Origin of the sequence: Synechococcus sp. MIT S9452 (genome assembly GCF_047304245.1) — a bacterium.
Classification (GTDB): domain Bacteria; phylum Cyanobacteriota; class Cyanobacteriia; order PCC-6307; family Cyanobiaceae; genus RCC307.
This window is the reverse complement of record NZ_CP138956.1, coordinates 1,805,799-1,827,698: the sequence shown is the minus strand read 5'-3', so window position 1 is coordinate 1,827,698 and position 21,900 is coordinate 1,805,799. Positions and strand designations below refer to the sequence as shown.

General features: G+C 62.5%; 22 protein-coding genes. 11 read left to right on the top strand and 11 right to left on the bottom strand.

From position 1 onward, the window contains the following. Window positions 1-85: 85 nt before the first annotated feature. Window positions 86-649: a hypothetical protein gene (locus SIB46_RS09645; protein ID WP_413295953.1), complete on the bottom strand. Its 564-nt coding sequence runs from the start codon at window positions 647-649 to the stop codon at window positions 86-88. A 410-nt stretch (window positions 650-1,059) separates the two neighbouring features. Between SIB46_RS09645 and SIB46_RS09640 the strand changes: the two genes are divergently transcribed. From SIB46_RS09640 to SIB46_RS09625, 4 genes are all read left to right on the top strand, one after another. Further along, window positions 1,060-1,638: a glutathione S-transferase family protein gene (locus tag SIB46_RS09640; protein ID WP_413295952.1), complete on the top strand. Its 579-nt coding sequence runs from the start codon at window positions 1,060-1,062 to the stop codon at window positions 1,636-1,638. 73 nt (window positions 1,639-1,711) lie between these two features. Continuing rightward, complete coding sequence (locus SIB46_RS09635) at window positions 1,712-1,897, top strand: hypothetical protein (RefSeq protein ID WP_413295951.1); 186 nt, start codon at window positions 1,712-1,714, stop codon at window positions 1,895-1,897. 34 nt (window positions 1,898-1,931) lie between these two features. Further along, a complete protein-coding gene (locus tag SIB46_RS09630; RefSeq protein ID WP_413295950.1) occupies window positions 1,932-3,233 on the top strand; it encodes a hemolysin family protein in 1,302 nt (433 codons plus the stop codon). A gap of 33 nt (window positions 3,234-3,266) precedes the next feature. Beyond that, window positions 3,267-4,262: a Gfo/Idh/MocA family oxidoreductase gene (locus tag SIB46_RS09625; RefSeq protein WP_413295949.1), complete on the top strand. Its 996-nt coding sequence runs from the start codon at window positions 3,267-3,269 to the stop codon at window positions 4,260-4,262. On the opposite strand, the gene SIB46_RS09620 is transcribed toward SIB46_RS09625, so the two are convergent. Further along, window positions 4,259-7,450, bottom strand: a complete 3,192-nt coding sequence (locus SIB46_RS09620) for a glycoside hydrolase family 15 protein (protein WP_413295948.1) — start codon at window positions 7,448-7,450, stop codon at window positions 4,259-4,261. The genes SIB46_RS09625 and SIB46_RS09620 overlap by 4 nt on opposite strands. Before the next feature lie 33 nt (window positions 7,451-7,483). Between SIB46_RS09620 and SIB46_RS09615 the strand changes: the two genes are divergently transcribed. Further along, a complete protein-coding gene (locus SIB46_RS09615) occupies window positions 7,484-8,257 on the top strand; it encodes a WecB/TagA/CpsF family glycosyltransferase (RefSeq protein ID WP_413295947.1) in 774 nt (257 codons plus the stop codon). Here the strand turns inward: SIB46_RS09615 and SIB46_RS09610 are convergent. After that, window positions 8,196-8,339: a photosystem II reaction center protein K gene (locus tag SIB46_RS09610; RefSeq protein WP_413295946.1), complete on the bottom strand. Its 144-nt coding sequence runs from the start codon at window positions 8,337-8,339 to the stop codon at window positions 8,196-8,198. The two genes, SIB46_RS09615 and SIB46_RS09610, sit on opposite strands and share 62 nt — an antisense overlap. Before the next feature lie 30 nt (window positions 8,340-8,369). Further along, window positions 8,370-9,503, bottom strand: a complete 1,134-nt coding sequence (gene tgt / locus SIB46_RS09605) for a tRNA guanosine(34) transglycosylase Tgt (protein ID WP_413295945.1) — start codon at window positions 9,501-9,503, stop codon at window positions 8,370-8,372. A 66-nt stretch (window positions 9,504-9,569) separates the two neighbouring features. Here tgt and cobS point away from each other — a divergent pair, with 66 nt between their 5' ends. Further along, window positions 9,570-10,325, top strand: coding sequence for an adenosylcobinamide-GDP ribazoletransferase (gene cobS / locus SIB46_RS09600; RefSeq protein WP_413295944.1), 756 nt, complete (start codon window positions 9,570-9,572; stop codon window positions 10,323-10,325). Here cobS and SIB46_RS09595 read toward each other — a convergent pair. Continuing rightward, entirely contained in the window at window positions 10,282-11,424 is a 1,143-nt protein-coding gene (locus SIB46_RS09595; RefSeq protein WP_413295943.1) for a sensor histidine kinase, read from the bottom strand. The genes cobS and SIB46_RS09595 overlap by 44 nt on opposite strands. Before the next feature lie 399 nt (window positions 11,425-11,823). On the opposite strand from SIB46_RS09595, the gene SIB46_RS09590 reads away from it, so the two are divergent. Next, window positions 11,824-12,192, top strand: a complete 369-nt coding sequence (locus tag SIB46_RS09590) for a DUF3155 domain-containing protein (RefSeq protein WP_011936726.1) — start codon at window positions 11,824-11,826, stop codon at window positions 12,190-12,192. A gap of 9 nt (window positions 12,193-12,201) precedes the next feature. Here the strand turns inward: SIB46_RS09590 and SIB46_RS09585 are convergent, their stop codons facing one another. Then, window positions 12,202-12,771, bottom strand: a complete 570-nt coding sequence (locus SIB46_RS09585) for an alpha/beta hydrolase (protein ID WP_413295942.1) — start codon at window positions 12,769-12,771, stop codon at window positions 12,202-12,204. A 62-nt stretch (window positions 12,772-12,833) separates the two neighbouring features. Between SIB46_RS09585 and purH the strand changes: the two genes are divergently transcribed. Both purH and SIB46_RS09575 read left to right on the top strand, forming a co-directional pair. Further along, a complete protein-coding gene (gene purH, locus SIB46_RS09580; protein ID WP_413295941.1) occupies window positions 12,834-14,375 on the top strand; it encodes a bifunctional phosphoribosylaminoimidazolecarboxamide formyltransferase/IMP cyclohydrolase in 1,542 nt (513 codons plus the stop codon). Window positions 14,376-14,424: 49 nt separating this feature from the next. Continuing rightward, window positions 14,425-14,883: a DUF4079 domain-containing protein gene (locus SIB46_RS09575; protein WP_413295940.1), complete on the top strand. Its 459-nt coding sequence runs from the start codon at window positions 14,425-14,427 to the stop codon at window positions 14,881-14,883. 3 nt (window positions 14,884-14,886) lie between these two features. Here the strand turns inward: SIB46_RS09575 and SIB46_RS09570 are convergent, their stop codons facing one another. From SIB46_RS09570 to SIB46_RS09560, 3 genes are all read right to left on the bottom strand, one after another. Then, entirely contained in the window at window positions 14,887-15,492 is a 606-nt protein-coding gene (locus SIB46_RS09570; protein ID WP_413295939.1) for a DUF1997 domain-containing protein, read from the bottom strand. Between the two features lie 41 nt (window positions 15,493-15,533). After that, on the bottom strand, window positions 15,534-16,754 hold the full coding sequence (locus SIB46_RS09565) for a 4-hydroxy-3-methylbut-2-enyl diphosphate reductase (protein WP_413295938.1): 1,221 nt from the start codon (window positions 16,752-16,754) through the stop codon (window positions 15,534-15,536). A gap of 102 nt (window positions 16,755-16,856) precedes the next feature. Further along, window positions 16,857-18,311, bottom strand: a complete 1,455-nt coding sequence (locus SIB46_RS09560; RefSeq protein WP_413295937.1) for an ammonium transporter — start codon at window positions 18,309-18,311, stop codon at window positions 16,857-16,859. Window positions 18,312-18,662: 351 nt separating this feature from the next. Between SIB46_RS09560 and SIB46_RS09555 the strand changes: the two genes are divergently transcribed. Beyond that, a complete protein-coding gene (locus SIB46_RS09555) occupies window positions 18,663-18,875 on the top strand; it encodes a DUF4278 domain-containing protein (protein WP_413295936.1) in 213 nt (70 codons plus the stop codon). A gap of 271 nt (window positions 18,876-19,146) precedes the next feature. Here SIB46_RS09555 and sfsA read toward each other — a convergent pair whose 3' ends face one another. Beyond that, entirely contained in the window at window positions 19,147-19,896 is a 750-nt protein-coding gene (gene sfsA, locus SIB46_RS09550; protein ID WP_413295935.1) for a DNA/RNA nuclease SfsA, read from the bottom strand. 84 nt (window positions 19,897-19,980) lie between these two features. Between sfsA and murJ the strand changes: the two genes are divergently transcribed. Further along, a complete protein-coding gene (gene murJ / locus SIB46_RS09545) occupies window positions 19,981-21,615 on the top strand; it encodes a murein biosynthesis integral membrane protein MurJ (RefSeq protein WP_413295934.1) in 1,635 nt (544 codons plus the stop codon). On the opposite strand, the gene SIB46_RS09540 is transcribed toward murJ, so the two are convergent. Continuing rightward, a complete protein-coding gene (locus SIB46_RS09540) occupies window positions 21,608-21,859 on the bottom strand; it encodes a hypothetical protein (protein WP_011936737.1) in 252 nt (83 codons plus the stop codon). The genes murJ and SIB46_RS09540 overlap by 8 nt on opposite strands. Between the last annotated feature and the right edge of the window lie 41 nt (window positions 21,860-21,900).

Sequence of the window (21,900 nt, the reverse complement as noted above, 5' to 3'; positions counted from 1 at the left end):
ACCTTACAAGAAGTAAGTACCAACCGAAAGAAGTCAACCGAGGATCAATAATTCTGGGATAATATCTTCCTGTGCTGACTTAAGCTTAGAACCAAGATTTAGCCGTTTTGTACATATACTTGCCAGTTCTCTTAGTATTTTTCCAAGCGGCTTTGAACGAGCGTTTTGTTCGCTTTTTCGTGCTGGCTTTTCTTCTTCCTCCTGCAACTGCTGTCAGGGCAACTGCATCAAGCTCAACATCTTCGTCTTCATTATCATCCGATTCTGCATTCAGCTGGTCGAGAAGAATGTCCACTTCATCCAGCTGAATTGTAACTCCTTGAGCAGATGCGACCTCGACAATTTTCTCGGCCCCTGCATCATAATCGGTCATGATCAAGGTCGTGATTTCTTGCTCAACCTCTGGAGTAATTGATTGACGCAAGCTCTTGAATTGATCTAGCGATACCGTAGTTTCTGGATCTGGCAATTGGCTCAGAAACTCTTGAATTTCATCAGTTGATGCTTGTATGCCCTTCTGAGCTGCAAGCTCAGCTAATCGCTTGATACCAAGATCTGGGTTGTCATTAAACAAACCTTCAAGCTCTTCATCAACCTCAGGGGTCAAAGACCCGAAAAGCCCTTGAAGCTGTTCGACGGAGGAGGTCATGCTCGTTGGAAAGCAAAGTGCTACAGAAGATGAATTCCTAGCTGAAGGCTGGCTAAATTCGCCAGGCAAAGGCAGCTGACAGCAGAAATTCATACTGCATTTAAAACCTAGCCAAAGGACAGCAGAGCAAAGCGGCTCTTCAAAAAAATTGACTAATTATCATTTTAGCTTATTAAATTGTAAAATCTGATACGCGATAAGGCCAAAAAAGGGCTGGAGCTCGACTTTTCTTAAACGAGCCACCATCAGATCAAAGCTATTCCTGCTTAAGGAAGGATTAAAGAAGGTTCACTCTCGTCATCTAATTAACAACAGAAGCAGGGGCAACACTCCAGGCCAACCCTGGCTCAACTTCATAACAATGATTGCCATCATCCAAGAACAAGCCCTCTAGTGGAGGAACCAAGCCTGTGGGACTCGCTCTTTACGGAGGACAAAGGACAAGAGCCTCCATGCCCCGCTGGTACATGGAGGAAAAAGGCATCGCTTACGACTGGCGCATGCTCGACATGCAAGCAGGCGAGCACAAACAGGAGCCTTTTCTAAGCATCAACCCCTTCGGCAAGTTGCCGGCCCTGGTGCACGAAGACCCAGCGCTGCCAAGCGGCCGCCTGCAAATGTTCGAAAGCGGCGCAATTTTGCTCTATCTGGCGGAGCTCAGCGGTGAATGCGGCAGCAGCGCCGAGCGCAGCCTGGCGGCCCAATGGGTGCTGTTTGCCAACGCCACCCTGGCGACGGCGTTGTTTGTTCCCACCAATCGCGAGAAGGAGTTTCCGCGGCTGATGGGCGTGCTCAACAGGCTCCTCGATGGCGGCAAGCCGCTGATGGGCGGCAGCTGGGGGGTGGCTGACTGCGCCGTGAACGCGTATTTGGCCTATCTACCGATGTTTTTCCCCGATCTAGACCTGAGCCCTTATCCAGCCGTTCAGGCCACCATCGCCGCGACCCAGGCGCGGCCGGCCTACCGCAAGGTGATGGGACTGGCCTGACGCGAGCCCTGTGGATTGTTCGGTGAGGGAAGGAAAATAAGTCGTTGCAGAATGGTGGCCCAAGCCCGCAAGGATGCACTCCCCGTCTGCCGATCGACGCCTTCAGCAGCTTTGGCGCCGCATGAAAGCAGGGGAACGTATTCGCCGGCGCTGGCCTGATCCTGCGGCGGCTGCGCCCGATTCGATGACGGCCGACCCGTTAGCGCCCCTGCTGCAGCATCTGCACCGCAGCTGGCACAGCGCCACCGGCGACTCATAATTCAGCCATTCGCCAGCTGGCATCCACAGAGTTCATGGGGCTTTCCCTGCGGTTGCTGACTCTGGTGTTGCTGTTGGCCTTGGTGGCCTTCTTTGCCGCCAGTGAATTTGCCTTGATGCGGCTGCGGCCCACCCGGGTGCAGGAACTTGCCGAGCGCGGCAATGCGGCGGCATTAGCGATTGCACGCCTGCAGCGGCACCTGCGCCGGGCCTTGCTGGCCACGCAACTGGGCTTGAGCCTGGCCCTGTTGGCCCTCGGCTGGGGCAGCCACAGCCTGCTCACCCTGCTGCATGGGCCCACACCTCCGGCCTGGCTGCAGCTGGTGGTGTTTGCGCTGCTCGCCCTGCTGGCCACCCTGCTGGGCGGATTGCTACCCAAAGCCTGGGTGCTCGATGACCCGGAGAACGCAGCGCTGCGGCTTGGCCCGCTGCTGGAATCGGTCAACCAAGCCCTGGCCCCGCTGCTGAGCGCCATTGAGGCCGTCGCCAATGTGCTGTTGCGCGCCTCAGGGTTGCCGCTGCAATGGGACCGGCTGGTGCCATCGCTCTCAGCCAGTGAGCTCGAGAGCCTGATTGAGAACGACGCTGTCATTGGCCTGGAGCCGGATGAGCGCAACATCCTTGAGGGGGTGTTCTCCCTGCGCGACACCCAAGTGCGCGAAGTGATGGTGCCCCGCTCCGGGATGGTGACCTTGCCGCTGGAGGCCTGCCTTAGCGACCTGATGGAGGCGGTGGTCTCCACCCGCCATGCCCGCTTCCCGGTGATTGGCGAATCACTCGATGATGTGCGCGGCCTGCTGGATCTCCGCCTACTGGCCGCACCGCTGGCCCGTGGTGAGCTGACCCTCGACTCCCCCTTGAGCCCGTACATCTCTGCGGTGGCACGGATTCAAGAGAGTGCCTCCCTGGCCGATCTGCTGCCCCAAATCCGCAGCGGTGAGCCGGTGCTGGTGGTGGTGGATGAACACGGCGGCACCGAAGGCCTGGTGACTATCGCTGATCTCACCAGCGAAATCGTGGGCGAAGAACTCGAAGACGACGGCAACGAAGCCGATTTGATTCCGCTGGGCGGCAACTGCTGGCGCGTGGCCGGTGATCTGGAGATTTTTGAGCTCAATCGCCAACTCGGGCTCAAGCTGCCGGAATCCGATGAACACCACACCCTGGCTGGCTTTCTGCTGGAGCGGCTGCAGCACATCCCCGCCGCTGGCGAGGCCCTCAACTGGGATGGTGACCAATTCACGGTGCTGACGATGGACGGGCCCCGCATCGAGGACGTGAAGATCTGCCTCGGAGAACGCAGCGATGCGTTGATAATGAGCCCCCAGCAGGACTAGTCCCCTGCCTGCAACACCGCCCAGCTCACCAGGATGAAACCAGTCAAGGTGGGCGTCATCGGCATCGGCAACATGGGCTGGAACCACGCCCGTGTGCTGAGCCTGTTGCGCGATGCCGAACTGGTGGGCGTTGCTGACCCCGATGCCGCCCGCGGCGCCTTAGCCACCGAACAGTTCGGTTGCCGCTGGTTTGCTGACTACAACGACCTCATCGAGGAAGTGGAAGCGGTTTGTATTGCTGTGCCGACCCTGCTGCACCACCCCGTGGGCATGGCCTGCCTCAAGGCTGGTGTGCATGTGCTGATCGAAAAGCCGATTGCGGCCAATGAGCAGGAAGCCGGTGAACTGATCGCTGCGGCTGAACAAGCAGGCCGCCTACTGCAAGTGGGCCACATTGAGCGCTTCAACCCGGCCTTCCGGGAGCTGCTCAACGTGGTGGCCAATGAGGAAGTGGTGGTGCTGGAAGGCCGGCGCCACAGCCCTCACGCCGATCGCGCCAACGATGTGTCGGTGGTGCTGGATCTGATGATCCACGACATCGACTTGGCGTTGGAACTCGCTGGAGCTCCGGTGGTGGGATTCGCCGCAGCGGGTGGCCGCAGCAGCGACGGCCCCATCGACTACGTCACCGCCACCTTGAATTTCGCCAATGGTGTTGCCGCCAGCCTCACCGCCAGCAAGATGAGCCACCGCAAGGAGCGCTGCCTCACGGCCCACTGCCGCGACAGCCTGGTGGAGGCGGACTTCCTCAACCGCAACCTGCGCATCCACAGGCGTGCCCATGAGTCCTATTCCGCCACCCGGGGGGAACTGCTCTACCGCCACGACGGCTTCATTGAAGAGGTGAGCATCTCCCCCACCGAACCGCTCTATGCCGAGCTCGAGCATTTCCTGCAGTGCGTGCGCGGTGCGGCCAAACCAGCCGTGGATGGTCTGCAAGCGTCCCGGGCTCTACGGCTGGCCGACCTGATTGAGCAGGCGGTTGAGCAGCCGCAGCAAAGCCTGCTGCAGCTCGACACACCGCTCTAAGCCGCAATCGCGCTGTCCACCAATTGGTGCAAGGCCCCAACGCAAAGCTCACGGCAGCGGGTTGGTGAGGCCCGGTAGAAGCTGTCCCAAGCAGCGGCCTTGTGGGAGCCGTAGTCTCTGAGCCGGTGGCTGGGGTCCTGCTCCAACCAACCCAGCCGCACAGCATGGCCAATCACCACATCCAGAGCGATGTGGTCGTCAAAGCAGACATCGGGGTTGGCCTCAAAAAAGGCCATCAACGACAAAAGTGCTTCGATCGAGAGTTGGCGGTATTCCGGCGCCTCGATCTTGCTAAGCAGGTGCTCCACCAACACCGCAAAGTTCTGCTCATCGGGCGTTTTCTCAGCCAACAGCGCGCTATCCAAGCGATTGCGGCGCTCCAACTTGTCGCCAATCAACAGCCCGCGGCAGTGCTGCAGCAGCCCCCACACACCGGGATAAAAATTGCGCGGCACCCACTGCAAGGCCCCGCGGCGCACCCGGTGCTGCAGCCAGCAGCCCCCGGTGGGTTTCTCCGCCACCGGCGCTGGGGCTTGCCACAGCGCTTTGCCGCGCAGATGCAGCTGCTCGCAGCGTTGCAAGGCCGCTCGCGCTCGGGTGAGATCAGCCAGCACCACCCCCAAACGCCGGAAAATGCCGTGGGGAGGCAAGGCGCACAACGCTTCAAACGCTTCGGCTGAGCCAAGTTTGCGCTCGGTGGCCAATTCGCTGGTGAGCAGCAGCAGCAGTTGCCCGAGCTGGAAGGTCAAGGTGCCCTGAAGCAGGGCCGGACGCTGGCGGGCCAAACCCTCAAGGGCCAGCAGCAACTCCTGCTGCAGGATCGTCTCGCGACTGTCTTCGCCGCTGAATTGGCGCATCCGCTGGGCGATGGCGGCGCTATCGAGGGGCTCACTGATGCGCGAGCGACTGGTGTAGTTGCGGCCCACCACCAGTTGGCGGTTGCGGGCGAGCAAATCATCGAGGGCATCTTCGAGATGGGGGTGCACCAACCCCAGCAGCCCAGCGCAGCGGCGCACCGGCTCCCAATCACCAGCCTCCAGGCTGCGCCGATAGACGGCCTCCACCATCTGCGTCAGGGGCACCGGCAAGGCCTGATCGGGTGCCTGCAGCTGGGCTGCAGCACCCAAACGCAACTGCAACTGCTCCAGCAATTCCGCCTGCTCCCGCAGGGAGGTGCTGCCCCACAGCTGGGCGGCCAAATCAAGGGGCGTGGTGGATTCCAGCTCCAGCTCCTGTTCGCGGTCGACCGTGAGCGAGCGGTAGCCGCTGGCTTGCGCGAGCTGCAGCGGAATCGCCGGGAGGGGAACGGCTGGGGGAAGCGCCGGCAAGGCCACCGCCTCACAGGCGGCCGCCGAAATGTGATCAGCCAGGGTGCCCAACTGCACCTCCACACCGCCCAACGATCCAGACGCCAAGGTGCGGGCCAGCTCCAACACCTGCTCACGGCGGCGGGCAAAAGGGGCTGCCGCGATCGGAACGAGCAGCAGCGGCTCACCATCGGCCAGCCAATGGCGTTGCAGCAGCCGCAGCTCCCCCAGCAGGGCATCGGCCAGCTGCTCGGGGTCATCGGCCAGATAAAAGGTGCTCTCCTCGAGCACAGGGGGCAAGAACGCTGTCAGCTGCTCACCGCAGCGGTAGAGCCGGGCCACCGCCAAGGTGGCCGTGGCCCCTTCCGGCGGACCGCTGAGCCCCAAGCTCTCGCAACGCCCCAACGGAGCCAAGGCCTGGGCCAATCGGTGCGATGACTCAATGGCCACATCGCCATCGCCTGGGGTGACGATCGGCAGACCTTCACGGCTCAAACCAGCCGCCACCGCCGCATCGCCAGGCACCAGCGCCAGCCTCACCCGTTGGCAGCCAGGACGGCGCGCCAAACGCCGGCCGCAGGGATCCAACTCCTGCGGCGTGATCCAGCGGGCGATCAGCAGCTGACCCAGCAACCACAGGCTCTGACTCCAGAGCAAGGGCACGTTGTCGTTGGGTTCACGCACCTGGCTACCGGGCGCTTGGCGCTCAGCTGCCACCGCCGCAGCCGGCACCCGATACAGCTCAGGCAGCAACGAATCCTCGCCGCGCTGAACGGCCAGCTGCTGCAGCCGCTGATCCAAGTCCTCGGCCTGCTGCCACCGCTCCTCCATGCAGGCGGTCACCAACTCAAAGGCCAAAAACAGAGGCCATTGGCATTCGATACCTTCAAAGCAAGCCAGCTCTTCGGGCTCGTAATGCAGCCGCGTGCTGTCCTCCACCACGGTCTGATGGCCATCGCGGCGGAAGCGGCTGAAGCCGTAGCGGCCGCCGAGCTCCCGGTGGATGGAGGCTTGGGTGCGGGCGCGCAACTCCTCTCCCTCGACACCCCAGGAGGGATAGCCGATCACCGCTAGGCAACCGCTATCGACCTCTTTGCTGGCCGATTCCCGCGGCAGCAGTGCCTCCAAGGCGCGCCTGAGGCGCAGCACCGCATCGGGCGGCACCCACAGGGTGTGGCGGCCATCGCCATGGGGGCCGAAAGGATCCAAGCCAGTACTGGCCTCCAGGGCCGCTTTCACCAAGCCAATCGAACTGGCATTGCGCTCGGGGGCCCCGTTGTTTCCCTTATCGCCGCGCTCCCAAATGCCGTAATCCGCCACTCGGTAGGCGCGGCAGAGGTAATAGATCAGGTTTTGCACAAAGGCGGCCTGGGCCGCATTGGCCACCACCACCAGGCCGGAGCGCGTCAGCTGCACCAGCTGCAACACAAATAGGGAGGTGGCATCGAGCTGCAGGTGCCCCCAGGCGTTGTCGGCCACCACCGGCTGGCCGGTCGCGGTGTCGTACTTGGCATGCAAGGCATCGAGCAGCTCCTGGCTCGCCTTGAAGCGTTCCACCTTGGCCGCCTGAGCCATCATCGAGCGCATCAAACCGCGCATCAGCGCCAGCACGCTCTGCTCCAGCGCATAGACGCGAGCAGGCCGTTGCCCTTGTCGCCGCCAGGCCAGAGCCAGACCCCAGATGGCCTGAACGGTGTACACGTTGTCGCGCACCCAGGCATCGCCGTAGTTGCCGTGCACCGTGTTGGCGGTACTAGCCGGCATCAGACCCGTGATCGGGTGCTGCCTGGCCAGGAACACCCGATCCACATGGGCATCGAGGCGTTCCAGTTGTTCCAGTGCCGGGCCAGCACTGGTGTTCGTTGTCAGGCTGGTCATCATCGATCAGATTCTCACGCGTCAGCGGCTCTGCCCATGCCCCCAGCCCCCAGTCCCTGTGATCGCCAGCAGGTGCTCGGGATGCCGGTGGACGCCTGCCCCGATGTGCTGGCGGCAGCTGTGGAGCTGCACCGCAGCGGTGGCGGGCAACTGGTCACCCTCAATGCCGAAATGACGATGACGGCCCTGGCCCAGCCAGAGCTTGGGCAGGCGATTCGAGCCGCTGACCTGGTGATTCCTGATGGTGCCGGTGTGGTTTGGGCCTTGCGGCGCCAGGGCATTCGGGTGCGCCGCAGCCCTGGCATCGAACTGGCCCATAACCTGCTCGCCCATGCCGCCCAACACCACTGGCGCGTTGCTCTGGTGGGGGCGAGCCCGGCTGTGATGGATGCGCTCAGGGAGCAGCTCCCCCAACACCACCCCGGCCTCCAACTGGTGATCGCCGTGCATGGCTTTCAAGCGCCCGAGGCCTGGCCTGGGCTGGAACAGCAACTGCTGGCCCTCAAGCCTGACCTGGTGCTGGCGGCGTTGGGGGTGCCGCGGCAGGAAACCTGGATCGGGCGCCTGCATCACAACCAAGCAGGTCTATGGATGGGCGTTGGCGGCAGTTTTGATGTGTGGTCAGGGCAAAAGAAAAGGGCCCCCCAATGGATGGGAGCCCTTCAAATCGAATGGCTGTACCGATTGATTCAGGAACCCAGCCGCTGGCGCCGCATGCTGTCGTTGCCTCAATTCGCCTGGGCTGTGATCAGCGGAAACCCACCGAGGCCTGCCACACAAAAGCCAGAAGCAGGAAAAACACCGGAATAAGCGGAAGGATGTCCACGAGCGGGCCAAAGGCTCGATAGGCCTCAGGAAGCTGGGCCAACAGAGGCAGTGCAGCGGTCACCATCGTGGTTGCAAACCAAGCAGTCGCTGGACGCTACCACGTGTGGGCCGCCGGTGAGTTCGGCTCCCATGGAGCGAAATGCTCTGAAAAACAACCCTCCTCAATGGCCTGGGCCATCGCTTTGGTGTAGCGGATCAACTGCGTGAGGTTGTGCAGGCTCAGCAGCGTCAGGCCGAGGATTTCGTCGCTCTTGATCAGGTGATGCAGGTAAGCCCGGCTGTGCTGTTGGCAGCAGGCGCAGGGGCAACTGGGATCCAGGGGGGTGTGATCGTCGCGGAAGCGCGCGTTTTTGAGATTCCAGCGCTCACCGTTCACCAGCGCCGCTCCATGGCGGCCCAGACGCGTTGGCAGCACGCAATCAAATAAATCGACGCCATGGGCCACGGCTTGCGCCATCTCCGGCAGGGTGCCCACCCCCATCAGGTAGCGGGGCTTGTGCTCAGGCAGCAGCGGTGTGCACCAGCGCACCACCTCATGCATAGCCGCCGCAGGCTCCCCCACACTGACCCCGCCAATGGCACACCCCGGCAGATCAAAGCTGGCGATCACCCGGGCCGATTCCTCGCGCAGATCTTGGAAAACACCCCCTTGCACGATTCCAAACAGCGCCTGATCCGGTCGCTGATGGGCCGTGACACAGCGCTCTAACCAGCGGTGCGTGCGGCCGCAGGCCTCGCGCACATCCTCATGACTGGCGGGATAAGGAGGGCACTGATCGAAGGCCATGGCCACATCAGCCCCAAGCTGCTCCTGGATCGCCATCGAGCGTTCGGGGGTGAGCTCAACCACTGAGCCATCGCGCGGGGACTGGAAGGTGACACCGCGCTCTTTGATCGCATTGAGGCTCGCCAGGCTGAACACCTGGAACCCGCCGGAGTCGGTGAGCATCGGCCCAGACCAACCCATAAAACGGTGCAGCCCGCCGGCGGCCGCCACGATCGACTCCCCCGGTTGCAGATGCAGATGGAAGGTGTTGGAGAGCACCATCTGCGCGTCGGTGCTGCGCAGTTGCTCAGCACTAATGCCCTTCACCGTGGCCGCGGTGCCCACGGGCATAAACCGTGGGGTCTCCACCACGCCATGGGGGGTGTGGAAGCGACCCGTGCGGGCCTGGGTGTGGGGGCAGCGATGCAGCAGCTCGAATTGGAACGGAGCAGCAGTGCTCAACACCCAGAGGCAGCGCAGCTCTCACCCTATGGCGAGGCGCAGGATGGAGGCAGCACCCAACCGCTGATGCTCAGGTGGTGGCCGGATCTGGCTGGAAGCTGGATCTTCTACACAACGCTCCCGCTCTGGCCCGGGGTGACCCCGCGCTTTGAGCGGATTGCCCGGTTTGCTCCTGTGGTCGGCGTTTTCATTGGCGGCGCCCAAGCTGGCCTCTGGCTGCTGGGCCGCGAATTGGGGATGCCCAGCGCCAGCTGCGCCCTACTGGTGCTGGCCCTGGGGCTTTGGCTCACCGGCGGCTTGCACCTCGATGGGGTGATGGACACCGGTGATGGTTTGGCCGCCGGCCCCCGTTGCCTGGCCGCCATGGCCGACAGCCGCATCGGCGCCAGCGGCTTGGTGGCTGGAGTGATGGTGCTGCTGCTCAAGCTCGGCGCCCTGCTGAGCCTGGCTGCATTGGCACCCACCTTGTTGATTTGGAGTGCGGTGTGGGGCCGCATTGCACCACTGCTGGCCATCGCCTGGTTCCCCTATCTCAGGGCCGAAGGCAGTGGTGGCTTCCACCGGCTCAACCGTCAACCCCTGCTGCAAGAGCTGCTACCGGCGGCGGTTGTGTTGGGGCTGCTGATGGGGCTCAGCCTCAGCCCCCCCGGCACGCGCACGGTGCTCGCTGGAGTGTGCGGTGTGATCCCAACGCTGCTGGTGCCTCGCCTGCTGGGCCAACGCCTGGGAGGACACACCGGCGATAGCTATGGCGCCTGCGTGGAGTGGACCGAAGCCTTCACGCTCTGGAGCGGCTGGCTGATGCTGCGGCTGCTGAGCTGAGCGGCAGCGTCAACACAAACGCGTTCCCCGCTGCCGGCAAACCAGGCGCCAAACCACTGGCAGGGCAATGCAGCTGCAGGCTGCCGCCGCTGGCTTCGGCTTGATCGCGGGCCAAGGCCAAACCCAGCCCCGTGCCGCTGAGCTTGGCTCCGTGGCGGCCGCGCTCACCGCGCTGAAAGATGCGTTCACGCTCATCGACGTCGATCAAGGGGCCGCTGTCCCAAACCGCCAACTGCAGCTGATCAGACTCCAACGTGATCCAAAGCCCCAAATCGCCGCCTGGATCGCTGTAGCGAAAGGCGTTTTCGAGCAAATTGGCCAGAATTTCACCCACCGTGGCCGCCGGCACTGGAACCTCCGGCGCAGGCCCCGGGGGATGCCAGCGCCGGCCTTGAAGCTTGGCCGTTGCTGCAGCGCGGGCCAACAGCGGCTCCAAACACGCGCTGAGCGAACGCGGCTGCTCGGGCGCCAGCACCGGCGGCAGCAGCAGCGGCGCTTCAGTGCCGCTGGCCTGGGGCAACGCCAAACCGGCCTCCGAGCTGCTCAAGGCATCGAGGTAGCCCGCCAACGACTGCTGCTCATCGAGCAGATGCTCCACCAGCTCGCGGCGTTCATCACTGGCTTCAACCCGGCGCAGCAACAGCTGCGTGAAGGTGCGAAGAGCTGCCAGAGGGTTGCGCATCTGATGCACCAGCAGATCGCGCTGGCGCCGCTCCCGTTGCAGCTCGCCTTGCCAGCGTTGTTGCTCCAGGTCCAACAGCAAGGCTTGAGCCAACACCTGGGCCGCGCTCTGCAAGCGCTGATTGAGGAGCTCTGGCCACTGCCCCAACGCGCTATCGACCCGCAGCGCACCAATCACAGCGGCCTCCTGCCGCAACGGCAGCCACCGGCGTGATTGCTGGGGAGTTAATAGAGGCGCCGCCTCAGCGGCCGGCTCCAACCGGGTTTCCGTGCGCGGCCAGGCCTGCACCAATTGCAGCTGCAGCTCACCGTCGGCCGCGGGCATGGCCACATAAACACCGAGGCCCACCAGCTCTTGACAATCACAAAACTGGTCAAGCTGCTGAGCGACCAGCTGGCGGAACCGCTCAGAAATCATGGCGCCACCAGGTCGTCAGCGCCTCGACAGGGCAACGACAAGGGGCTTGCCAAATTCAGAGAAAGTCTTAAGATTGTATCTACGACCACTACTTCCCAGTCCCGGAACCCTGGTGCTGAGGAACAGGTCCCATCACACAACGGAGCTTTTCTGGCGTTTCCCCGCTGGAAAGGTTACAGCAGAGGTTGTTCGTACCCCTGCGCCCTTCCCCATAGCCGAATGGTGAAGACCGGTGGGGCCATCCCAGTCATGGATCTTTCCCGATCCCAGTTCCGGTCGACAGACGTATGGGCGCTGCAGGTTTACCTGCGCCTCTAAGAGCCGGCTCCGGTGTCGTTTTGCGGCCCCGGTCGACTTGTTTTGTCCGATCCACAGCCCACCCCATAAGGGGTTCTTTCCATGTCGAAAAAGCGCAAGCGCATCAGCCGTCGTCGGCTGGCTGGCCAACGGGTTCTGGCCCACGTTCCCACCCACAACCTCGATACCGGCGAGCACAAGCCTGTGACCGCTGCCCGTCGCTACATCGCCAAGTCCAATCTCGTGCCGCCGGCTCTGGTGAATGTGCGCCGCAATGAGCACACCACCGACCGCTTCTTCTGGGGCGAGAAAGGTCTGTTCAGCGCTCAATACGCCGAAGAAAACCACTTCCTCTTCCCATCCCTGCGCACGATCGTTGATTCCGTGGGCGAAGACACCATCTTTGCTGGCCTGGAAGCCACCTCCGACGACTGGGAGGAGATGGAGGAGTACGAGTACGCCTTCGTTTAAGCGACTGGCTTACAGGGCCGCCAGAAACTCGGCGGCCCGCTCGATGGCTTCGATTGGAATCGTGTGACCGTCCGCGAAGGTGAACACCTCCACCTGGCCCCCCACGCGAGAAATTTCAGCGGCGAGTGCTGCTTGAGCGGCCACGGGCACCACGACATCCTCTGAGCCGTGCATCAAGAGCGTTGGGGCCTGGGGAGCTTGCGTCAGGCTCCAATTGGGATGGGGATAACCACTGCAAGCAATCACACCGGCCAGGGGCCTGCTGAGCCCCACCTCAATGGCCATGGCGGCTCCCTGAGAAAACCCAAACAGCACCACAGGTTCTGAGCCAGCCGCCAACAATTCACCATCCAGCCTGGCTGCCAAATCCCGCACAGCCTGCGGACGCTGCGGCCAGCCTGGGGTGTTGAGGTCGTACCACTGCCTCGCTCCACCACCGGCTGGGTGCGGATCGGGCGCATCCCACGACTGCAGCTGCAACGCTGCGGATCCCGGGGACAGCTGAGCCTGCAAGGCCTCACCCAAGGGGAGCAGATCAGCGGCATTGGCCCCCCAGCCGTGCAGAAAGATCAGGCGCATCAACCAGCAGCAGCGTCAGGACCACCCCATACCATCAGAGATTGGCTGTCCCTGCGATCTCCATGGCCCGTCTGGCTCTGCTGAGTGTGTCGAACAAAGAGGGGATTGAACCTCTGGCCCGCGCCCTGGTGGAACGCCATGGCTTCCAGCTGCTCTCCAGCGGCGGCACCGCGAAATGCCTGGCCGATGCAGGGCTCCCCGTCACCAAGGTGGCGGAACACACCGGTGCCCCTGAAATCCTGGGGGGCCGGGTCAAAACCCTGCACCCACGCATCCACGGCGGCATCTTGGGCCGCCCCAGCGACGCGGCCGACCAGGCCGACATGGAGGCCCAGAACATCCCCGCGATCGAGCTGGTGGTGGTGAATCTCTACCCGTTTGAGGCCACCATCGCCAAGGCCGATGTGAGCTGGGATGAGGCCATCGAGAAGATCGACATCGGCGGACCAGCCATGGTGCGGGCGGCCGCCAAAAACCATGCCCACGTCAGCGTTTTAACCAGCCCAACCCAATACGAGCGAATTCTTGGCGCCCTCGACGCCGGGCCGATCCCTGCCGAGCTGCGGCGTCAGCTCGCACTGGAAGCCTTCCAGCACACCGCCGCCTACGACAGCGCCATCAGCACTTGGCTGGGCACCCAGTTGGAAGCCAGTGCCACAAACCCCCACACCTTGGCGGTGACGCTGCCGCAGCGGCAAACCTTGCGCTACGGAGAAAACCCCCATCAAGCGGCGGCTTGGTACAGCAGCACAGCGGGATGGGGCGGAGCCCAGCAACTGCAGGGCAAAGAGCTCAGCTACAACAACCTGCTCGATCTCGATGCGGCCCAAGCCACGGTGGAGCGCTTCCCCGCCAGCGAAGGCGCAGCCGCTGTGGTGATCAAACACACCAACCCCTGCGGCGTCGCCACTGGGCGCGATGCCAGCGATGCCCTAGCCAGGGCCATTGCCGCTGATCCCGTTTCAGCCTTCGGCGGCATCGTGGCCCTCAATCAACCCCTCGATGGGGCGGCCTGCGCCAGCCTGCAGGGCCTCTTCCTCGAATGCATCGTGGCGCCGGAGATCAGCGCCGAAGCCCGCGAGATCCTCTCCAGTAAAAGCAATCTCAGGCTGCTGGAGCTGCCAGCCGCGGCCTCAGCCGCCGCCACGCGGCAGCAACTGCGCTCGGTCTTAGGCGGCGTGCTGCTGCAAGCACGCGACCAGATCAGCGACGACGACAGCGCCTGGCAGGTGGTGAGCCAACGCCAACCCGATGCCGAGGAGATGGCTGATCTGCGCTTTGCTTGGCGCGTGGTGCGCCATGTGCGCTCCAACGCGATTGTGGTGGCCAAAGCCGGCCAAAGCCTGGGCGTTGGCGCCGGTCAGATGAATCGTGTGGGCTCAGCAGGCATTGCCCTCGATGCCGCGGGCGATCAAGCCAAAGGTGCCGTTCTCGCCAGCGATGGCTTCTTCCCCTTCGATGACACCGTCAAGCTGGCCGCTGAGCGGGGCATCCGGGCAGTGATCCAACCCGGAGGCAGCAAGCGCGACAGCGACTCGATTGCCGCCTGTGATGCCGCTGGGCTGGTGATGGTCACCACGGGCCGCCGTCATTTCCTGCACTGAAGCGGAATCAGGCGACCCAGTAGCGTCGCTCCCATCGCACGCTGAGCCGATGCCCGAGGCCCTGCTTTTCAATCTGAACTTCCTGCATCCCTTGCTGATGTGGGGTCTGCTGGCCGGTTCTGGCTACGCGCTGTTCCTTGGCATCAAGGCCAAGAAAACCCGCACAGCCACAGCGGAAGACCGCAAGGAACTGATCAAAGGCAAATTCGCCCAGCGCCACTACCTGATCGGCAGCGGTGTGCTGGCGGTGATGGTGCTCGGCACCTTGGGTGGGATGGCCGTCACCTACCTCAATAACGGCAAGCTGTTTGTCAGCCCGCACCTGCTGGTGGGCTTGGGCATGACTGGGCTGATTGCCATGGCCGCATCCCTGTCTCCGCTGATGCAGCGCGGCAATCTGATCGCCCGCAAAGCCCACGTGGGCCTGAACATGCTGGTGATGACCCTGTTCCTGTGGCAGGCCGTCAGCGGACTGCAGATCCTCAACAAGATCTGGACGAATCGCTGAGGCTCAGAACAGAGCCCGGCGGCGCGGCGGGCAGGCCAGCCCGGCATGGGCGTGGAAGTCCTCTTGCACCTTCCAGGTCAAACGACGTGAAATCTGGCGAACGATCTGCCGCAGCAGGTGGTCGCCACTGGATTGGACCAGGGCCTCAGGCAGCACGCCAATGAAAGCGGGCAAACGAATGCCCACGGAGAGATCCAACTCCCACTGCACCAGGGTGTGTTGCTCCTGGGGGCAGAGCTCGAGGCTGGCCTGAAAATCAACGCTGTAGCCCTCATCCACTGGCTGGGAGGGAGCCAGCGTCTCGATGCGGTACACCCCCTGTTGCTGGGGCAGGAGCACCAAATCGATCTTGGGCTCAACTTCAAAGCCAAAGTTGCCGAACTTGCCGAGCTGCAGCCGGTACGCGTTCACATCGAGGGGCTGCACTGTCATCGGTGCGGCGCAACGGGTGAACCACTCCTGATGCGCATCGAGGTAGTCCGACACCGAGGCCACAGGCGCCAGCATCTCCATCACATCGGAGAAATGGCTGCTGTAAGTCCGTAGGCAGGCCTCATCCACGTGGGGCTTTGACCTCTTGCTTTGGCGCCAAGAGAACGTGGCCGTCATCCAGCTGAATAAGACCCATCACCGGCCAATGTAACGGAGCATTAAGCAATCTCAGCGGCAATTTGCCCAGCCTCTGCCAACTGCAGCAGGCGGTCGATCACCCCCTCCACCACACGATCGGGCGTGGAGGCTCCAGAGGTGATGCCAATGCGCAGGTCACCCTCGAGCAAGAACGGCTCGAGGCGCTCGAGATCCTGGCCGAGGGGTTTGTGTTCCACCACGTTGCCGGGGCCAATGCGCTCAGGGGCATCGATATGCACTGAAGGAATGCCGCGGCTCACGGCGATCTCCTGCAGGTGGGTGGTGTTGGAGGAGTTGTATCCGCCAATCACCACCATCAGATCAAGCGGCTCATCCACCAGGGAGAACATCGCGTCCTGACGCTCTTGGGTGGCATCGCAGATGGTGTTGAAAGCCAAGAAGTGGTCGTTGAGCTCAGTGGGCCCATAACGGCGCAGCAAGGTGCGCTCAAACAAGCGACCGATGTCTTCGGTTTCGCTTTTCAGCATCGTGGTCTGGTTGGCAACACCAATGCGCGACAGATCTCGGTCGGGGTCAAACCCAGGTGAGGTGGCCCCAGCAAATCGCTTCAAGAAGGCCTCGCGATTGCCATTACCAAGGATGTAGTCACACACCAGCTGGGCCTCCTCGAGGTCCAGCACCACCAAATACGTGCCAGCAAAGGAGCTCGTGGCCAAGGTCTCCTCGTGCTTCACCTTGCCGTGAATCACCGAGGTGAACGAATTTTTCTTGTGCCGCTCGACGCTGTTCCACACCTTGGACACCCAAGGGCAGGTGGTGTCGACGATGTGGCAGCCACGCTCATTAAGCAGCTGCATCTCCTGCACCGTGGCGCCAAAGGCCGGCAGGATCACCACATCACCACTCTCCACACCCGAAAAATCCTTGACCCCCTCTTCCACGGGGATGAACAGCACGTTCATCTCCACCAAGTGGGCATTCACCGAAGGGTTGTGGATGATCTCATTGGTGATCCAGATGCGCTCGGTGGGGTAGTGGCGGCGGGTCTCATAGGCAATCGCCACCGCGCGCTCCACCCCCCAGCAGAACCCAAAGGCCTCCGCCAAGCGAATCGTGACGCGCCCCTCGCGTAGCTCATAACCGTTCTCACGGATGCTTTGGATCAGCTCGCTTTGGTAGGCCTGCTCAAGGCTTCCGGCCACCTCATCGGCACGGCCAAAACCGCGGCGGTTGTAGCGATCGGAATGATGCAGCGATCGCTTGAAGGCGCGAGTGTCCATGGCAGGGCGAAAACAGCACCGAGACGCCCAATCTATGGGCTGATCCCGGACAAAAAAAAAGCACCCGCCGCAGCGGGTGCGATGCAATGGGAGCTCAGAGGCTCACTTGGCCGAGGCGAAATCGGGATACGCCTCCATGCCGTGCTCACCGATATCGAGACCTTCGATCTCTTCGGATTCAGTCACGCGGATGCCACCAAAGAGGGCGCCGATGATCTTCCAAACGATCCAGCAGGTGATGATCGTCCAGATGGCATAAGCAGCACAACCCACGGCCTGAATACCGAGTTGGCTGATGCCGCCACCGTTGAACAGGCCCAGACCGGCAGCGCCGGGATCCATGCCATCAACACCCCACAGGCCGATCACCAGGGTGCCCCAAACGCCGCACACACCGTGCACGGAGAAGGCGCCCACGGGATCATCGATGCCAGAGGCATCCAGGGCGGAAACAGCGAAGACAACGATGATTCCGCCGACAGCTCCAGCGATCCAAGAACCAACCAGAGTCATGTTGCCGCAACCTGCGGTGATGCTCACCAGACCGGCCAGGATGCCGTTGATGATCATCGTCAGGTCGGGCTTGCCGGAGGTCAGGGTGGAGACGATGGTGGCGGCAATGGCGCCACCAGCAGCGGCCAACGTGGTGGTCACAGCCACATAGGGCACGTACTGGTCCATGGCCAGCTCGGAACCGGGGTTGAAGCCGTACCAGCCGATCCACAGGATCAGAGCACCAAGAGTGGCGATGGCCATGTTGTGGCCAGGGATGGCTTGAGGACGACCATCGACAAATTTGCCGAGGCGTGGGCCAAGCAGCATGGCGCCGACAAGACCGGCCCAAGCTCCAACGGAGTGAACGATGGAGGAACCGGCGAAGTCGATGAAGCCGAGCTCGCTAAGCCAACCGCCGTTCCACTGCCAGGAACCTGAGATGGGATAGATGAAGGCGGTGAGCACCAGGGCGAACACCACGAACTCGCCGAACTTGACGCGCTCAGCCACCAGACCAGAAACGATGGTGGCGGCGGTGCCAGCGAAGGCAGCCTGGAAGAGGAAATCAACGGTCGGGACGAGGGACGCCTCGGTGATCATTTCCGGAGTGACCGCTGGGTCAAAGAACAGACCAGCGAAGTAGAACCAGCCGTTGTCGCCATTGCCGTACATCAGCGAATAGCCGATGACCCAATAGGCCGTCACGGCCAGGGCGAACACGAACAGGTTCTTAGCCAAGATGTTGACCGCGTTTTTCTGACGGCACATCCCTGCTTCGACCATGGCGAAGCCGGCGTTCATGAAGATCACCAGGATCGTTGCAATGAACAGCCACAGGTTGTTGGCCAGAAATGCAGCGTTGAGTTCAGGCATCTCGGCGGCTTTGGCCGAGAGGTTGAACAGGCCCAAGCCAAACAGCGCCACAGGGACGCAGGCGAGCCAGGTCAAAGAACGGTTGGAGGACAGGCCACGGAACTGATTGAGCATCACCTGGGGTGCTTCAAGCAGGGTTGCCTCCCTCAGAGTCCGCGGCACAGACCGCGGCAGAGGAGATGCAGTCATAAAGAACGCAAGCAGTCAGAAGGGCGGAAATCCGCCATAAACCAAATGTTGCGGCGCGAACAGTCCACTCACTGTTTGCGTTGATACAAAACAAGATTTTTACAATTCAATGACCACTGCGCCCGAAGGATTGTCGCCGGCTGAGGTTTATCCAGATACACAAAATCAGGGGTCTAACACGCAATCCCCCAAAATGTTCACCATGAACATCGTTTTTACGATATACATGTACGTGGAAAGACAAAACGTTGGAAGTGCCGGCTCGGGCCGCAGCACTTGGAAGTAGCCCCCCGCATGGCGAAGCAACGCTCTTTCCCCTGAAGCGGATACCCCCACTTCGAGGCCCGATCCATGACCAAACTCCAATTCCACGGCGTCGCTTACGACTCCGCCCGCCACGAGCAACCCTCCGGCAACCCTGTTCAGCACACCTACCGCGGCCAGCGCTTTGAGGCACCTCTGCGCCATGACGCTGCCCCCGTGGAGCCCACAAAGCTTTCCTACCGGGGGCAGGTGTACCAGCGCCGCAGCGCCGAAGCTGCTGCCCAGGTGAACGCCAGCTGAGACAGCCAATTCGGCCATTTGTACTTGTTGTTACTACAAGGTTGCGCTCCTGAGACCTGAATGGGTCCAGGAGCTTTTTTATGCGTGGACCTTCTCCTGGCCCCCATGGAATCCACCAATCGCCTGGTTCCAGCGTCGGCGATGGGCATGCTTTGGCTGCAAACCCACTTCGAGGATGAGCATTGGGATGAGCTCAGCCGCGGGCTGGTTGCTCTCTCTCCAAGCTGCAGCGAAAGCCTGATTGCTGATGCCCTTGAAGCCGGCTTGAAGGTCAACCGGATTCCGTCCTTTGCACAGGCAGCACTCCCTCAAAGCGAACAGCGTCAAGCGCAAAGCTGAACTGACAGGGCAGCACTTCCACGCCGGCATCGATGGCTTGGCGGAACAGCTCCCCGTAACGGGGATCAGCGCTATCGCCGGGCGCAAAACGCTTCACATCAGAGCGGCTAACGCAGGGAATCAATACCGCCCTGGCATCGGGCAAAACATGCATCAATTCCTCGAGGTGCTTCTGACCGCGCTCGGTCACCGTGTCGGGGAATAGGGCCAGATCAGCGGCACTCCAGGTGGTGTTTTTGATCTCCACATAGATCGGCCGTTGGTCGTCGGCCTCGGGCGCCGGCTGCAGCAATAGATCAATGCGGCTGCGCCGCTCTCGGCCGTAGGTGACCTCAGCGCGGACCCCAGCAATGGGCCCCAGCCACTGCTCAAGCAGCCCGGCTTCGATCGTGGCGCGCAACAGACGGTTGGGCAGGGCCGTGTTAACGCCAACCCAGCCACCCTCTCCCGGCATTTCAGCCTGCTCCCAGGTGTAAGCCAATTTGCGCTTGGGGGAGGGGTCATGCCGCACCCGCACCCGGCCGCCGGGGTGCAACACCCCGGTCATGGGACCAGTGTTGGCGCAATGGGCGGTGACCAGCTCCCCGCCAGCGAGCTCCACCTCTGAAAGGAATCGCTTCCAGCGACGCTGCAGCACCCCCTCGAGCAAGGGCTCAAAGCGCAAGACCTCGACAGATGGCATCAGGGCAGGCAAGCGACCGGGCCATGGTGACTGATCAACAGCGGCGAGTTCCCCCACAATCAGCTCTGCATGCCGCAACCATCGATGGCTGAAGCCTCCCGCGGCAGCGGGCGCAATCTGCGCCGCATCGCCATGCTGGTGGCGATCGCCACGGCCTTGAGCAAGCTGGCGGGACTGTTTCGTCAGCAGGCCATTGCGGCGGCCTTTGGCGTTGGCGCCGCCTACGACGCGTTCAATTACGCCTATGTGCTGCCAGGGTTTTTGCTGATCCTGCTGGGCGGCATCAATGGCCCGTTCCACAGCGCCATGGTCAGCGTCATGGCCAAACGGGAGCGGAAAGACAGCGCGCAACTTTTAGCGGCCATCAACACCTTGGTGGGTCTTGGGCTGCTGGTGGTCACGCTGCTGCTGGTGCTGCTGGCCAATCCATTGATCACCCTGGTGGGCCCAGGGCTCGATCCTGAATTGCATGCCTTGGCCGTGCTGCAGCTGCGGCTGATGGCCCCCATGGCCTTGCTGGCCGGCCTAATTGGCCTGGGCTTTGGTGCCCTCAATGCAGCCGATGTCTACTGGCTGCCAGCGATCAGCCCACTGCTCTCCAGCCTGGCGGTGCTGATTGGTTTGGGGCTGCTGTGGCTGCAGGCTGGCGCAGCCATCGGCACAGCCACCTGGGCGTGGGCGGGGGCGGCCGTGCTGGCGATCAGCACCTTGGCGGGCGCCCTGCTGCAGTGGCTGGTGCAACTGCCGGCCCTGGCGAAGCAGGGATTGGGGCAGCTGCGGCTGAACTTTCGCTGGCGGCAGGCTGGCGTTCGCGAGGTGCTGCAGGTGATGTGGCCCGCCACGCTCTCCTCGGGGATGCTGCAAATCAATGTCTACACCGACCTGTTTTTCGCCAGTGGCATCGCTGGAGCAGCTGCTGGTTTGGGGTATGCCGGGCTGCTGGTGCAAACCCCTCTCGGGATTCTCTCCAACATGCTCTTGGTGCCGTTGCTGCCGGTATTCGCGCGGCTGAGCGCACCGGAGCAGCGCAACGAACTGATTGCTCGCATCCGCCAGGGGGTAATGCTCAGCAACGCCAGCATGTTGCCGCTGGGGGCGCTGATGATCGCGCTGGCAGCTCCGATCGTGGCGCTGATTTATGAGCGCGGCAGCTTTGATGCCGATGCTGCCCAATTGGTCGTCGGGATCCTGATGGCCTACGGCCTAGGCATGCCGGCCTATTTGGCGCGTGATGTGTTGGTGCGGGTGTTTTACGCCTTGGGTGACGGGCAAACCCCGTTCCGCATCTCCGTGGCCGGGATTGGCCTAAATGTGGGTTTCGACTGGCTGTTAGTGGGCGGGCCCAGCCCCAGCGGGCTGATGGTGCCCGCTTTAAACGCAGGTGCACCTGGCCTGGTGCTGGCCACCGTGGCCGTCAATGTGATCACCTGCCTGGTGCTGCTGCTGGCCCTGCAACACAAGCTGGGGCAGCTGCCCCTGCAGATCTGGGGCCGCGACAGCCTGCTGCTCAGCCTCGCTGCACTCGCCGCCGGCGTGATCGCCTGGGCCATGGCGCAATGGATTCAGTGGCCCAGCGATCTACTGGGCTTGGCGCTGCAGGTGGCGATCTGCGGTGGTGTGGGCGCTGGGCTCTACGGACTACTGGCCAGCAGTTTTGGGGTTCCAGAAGCGCGCCAACTCAGCCGTCAGCTTTTAGCCAAGCTGCCAGGAGTCAGTTGACGGTGCGTTGATCACGCACATGCACCGGCACCTCCACATGGCTGCGCCCCACCATCGCTGGGCCATCCACCGAAAAGATCCGCGCCTCGATGCCGAACTCGCGGAAGTTTTTTTCCAGCTCTTGCAGCAGAGCTTTCTCCACTTGAGCTTCGGCGTCCACCACGGTGCCAATCAGTCGCTCACCAAGACGACCCACCCGTTGACGCACGACCTCGCGCGAGTTGGTGACCTCAATCACGATCATCCGAGGCCAGCGCAGCGGTGGCCCCAGTATCGCCTGTTCCT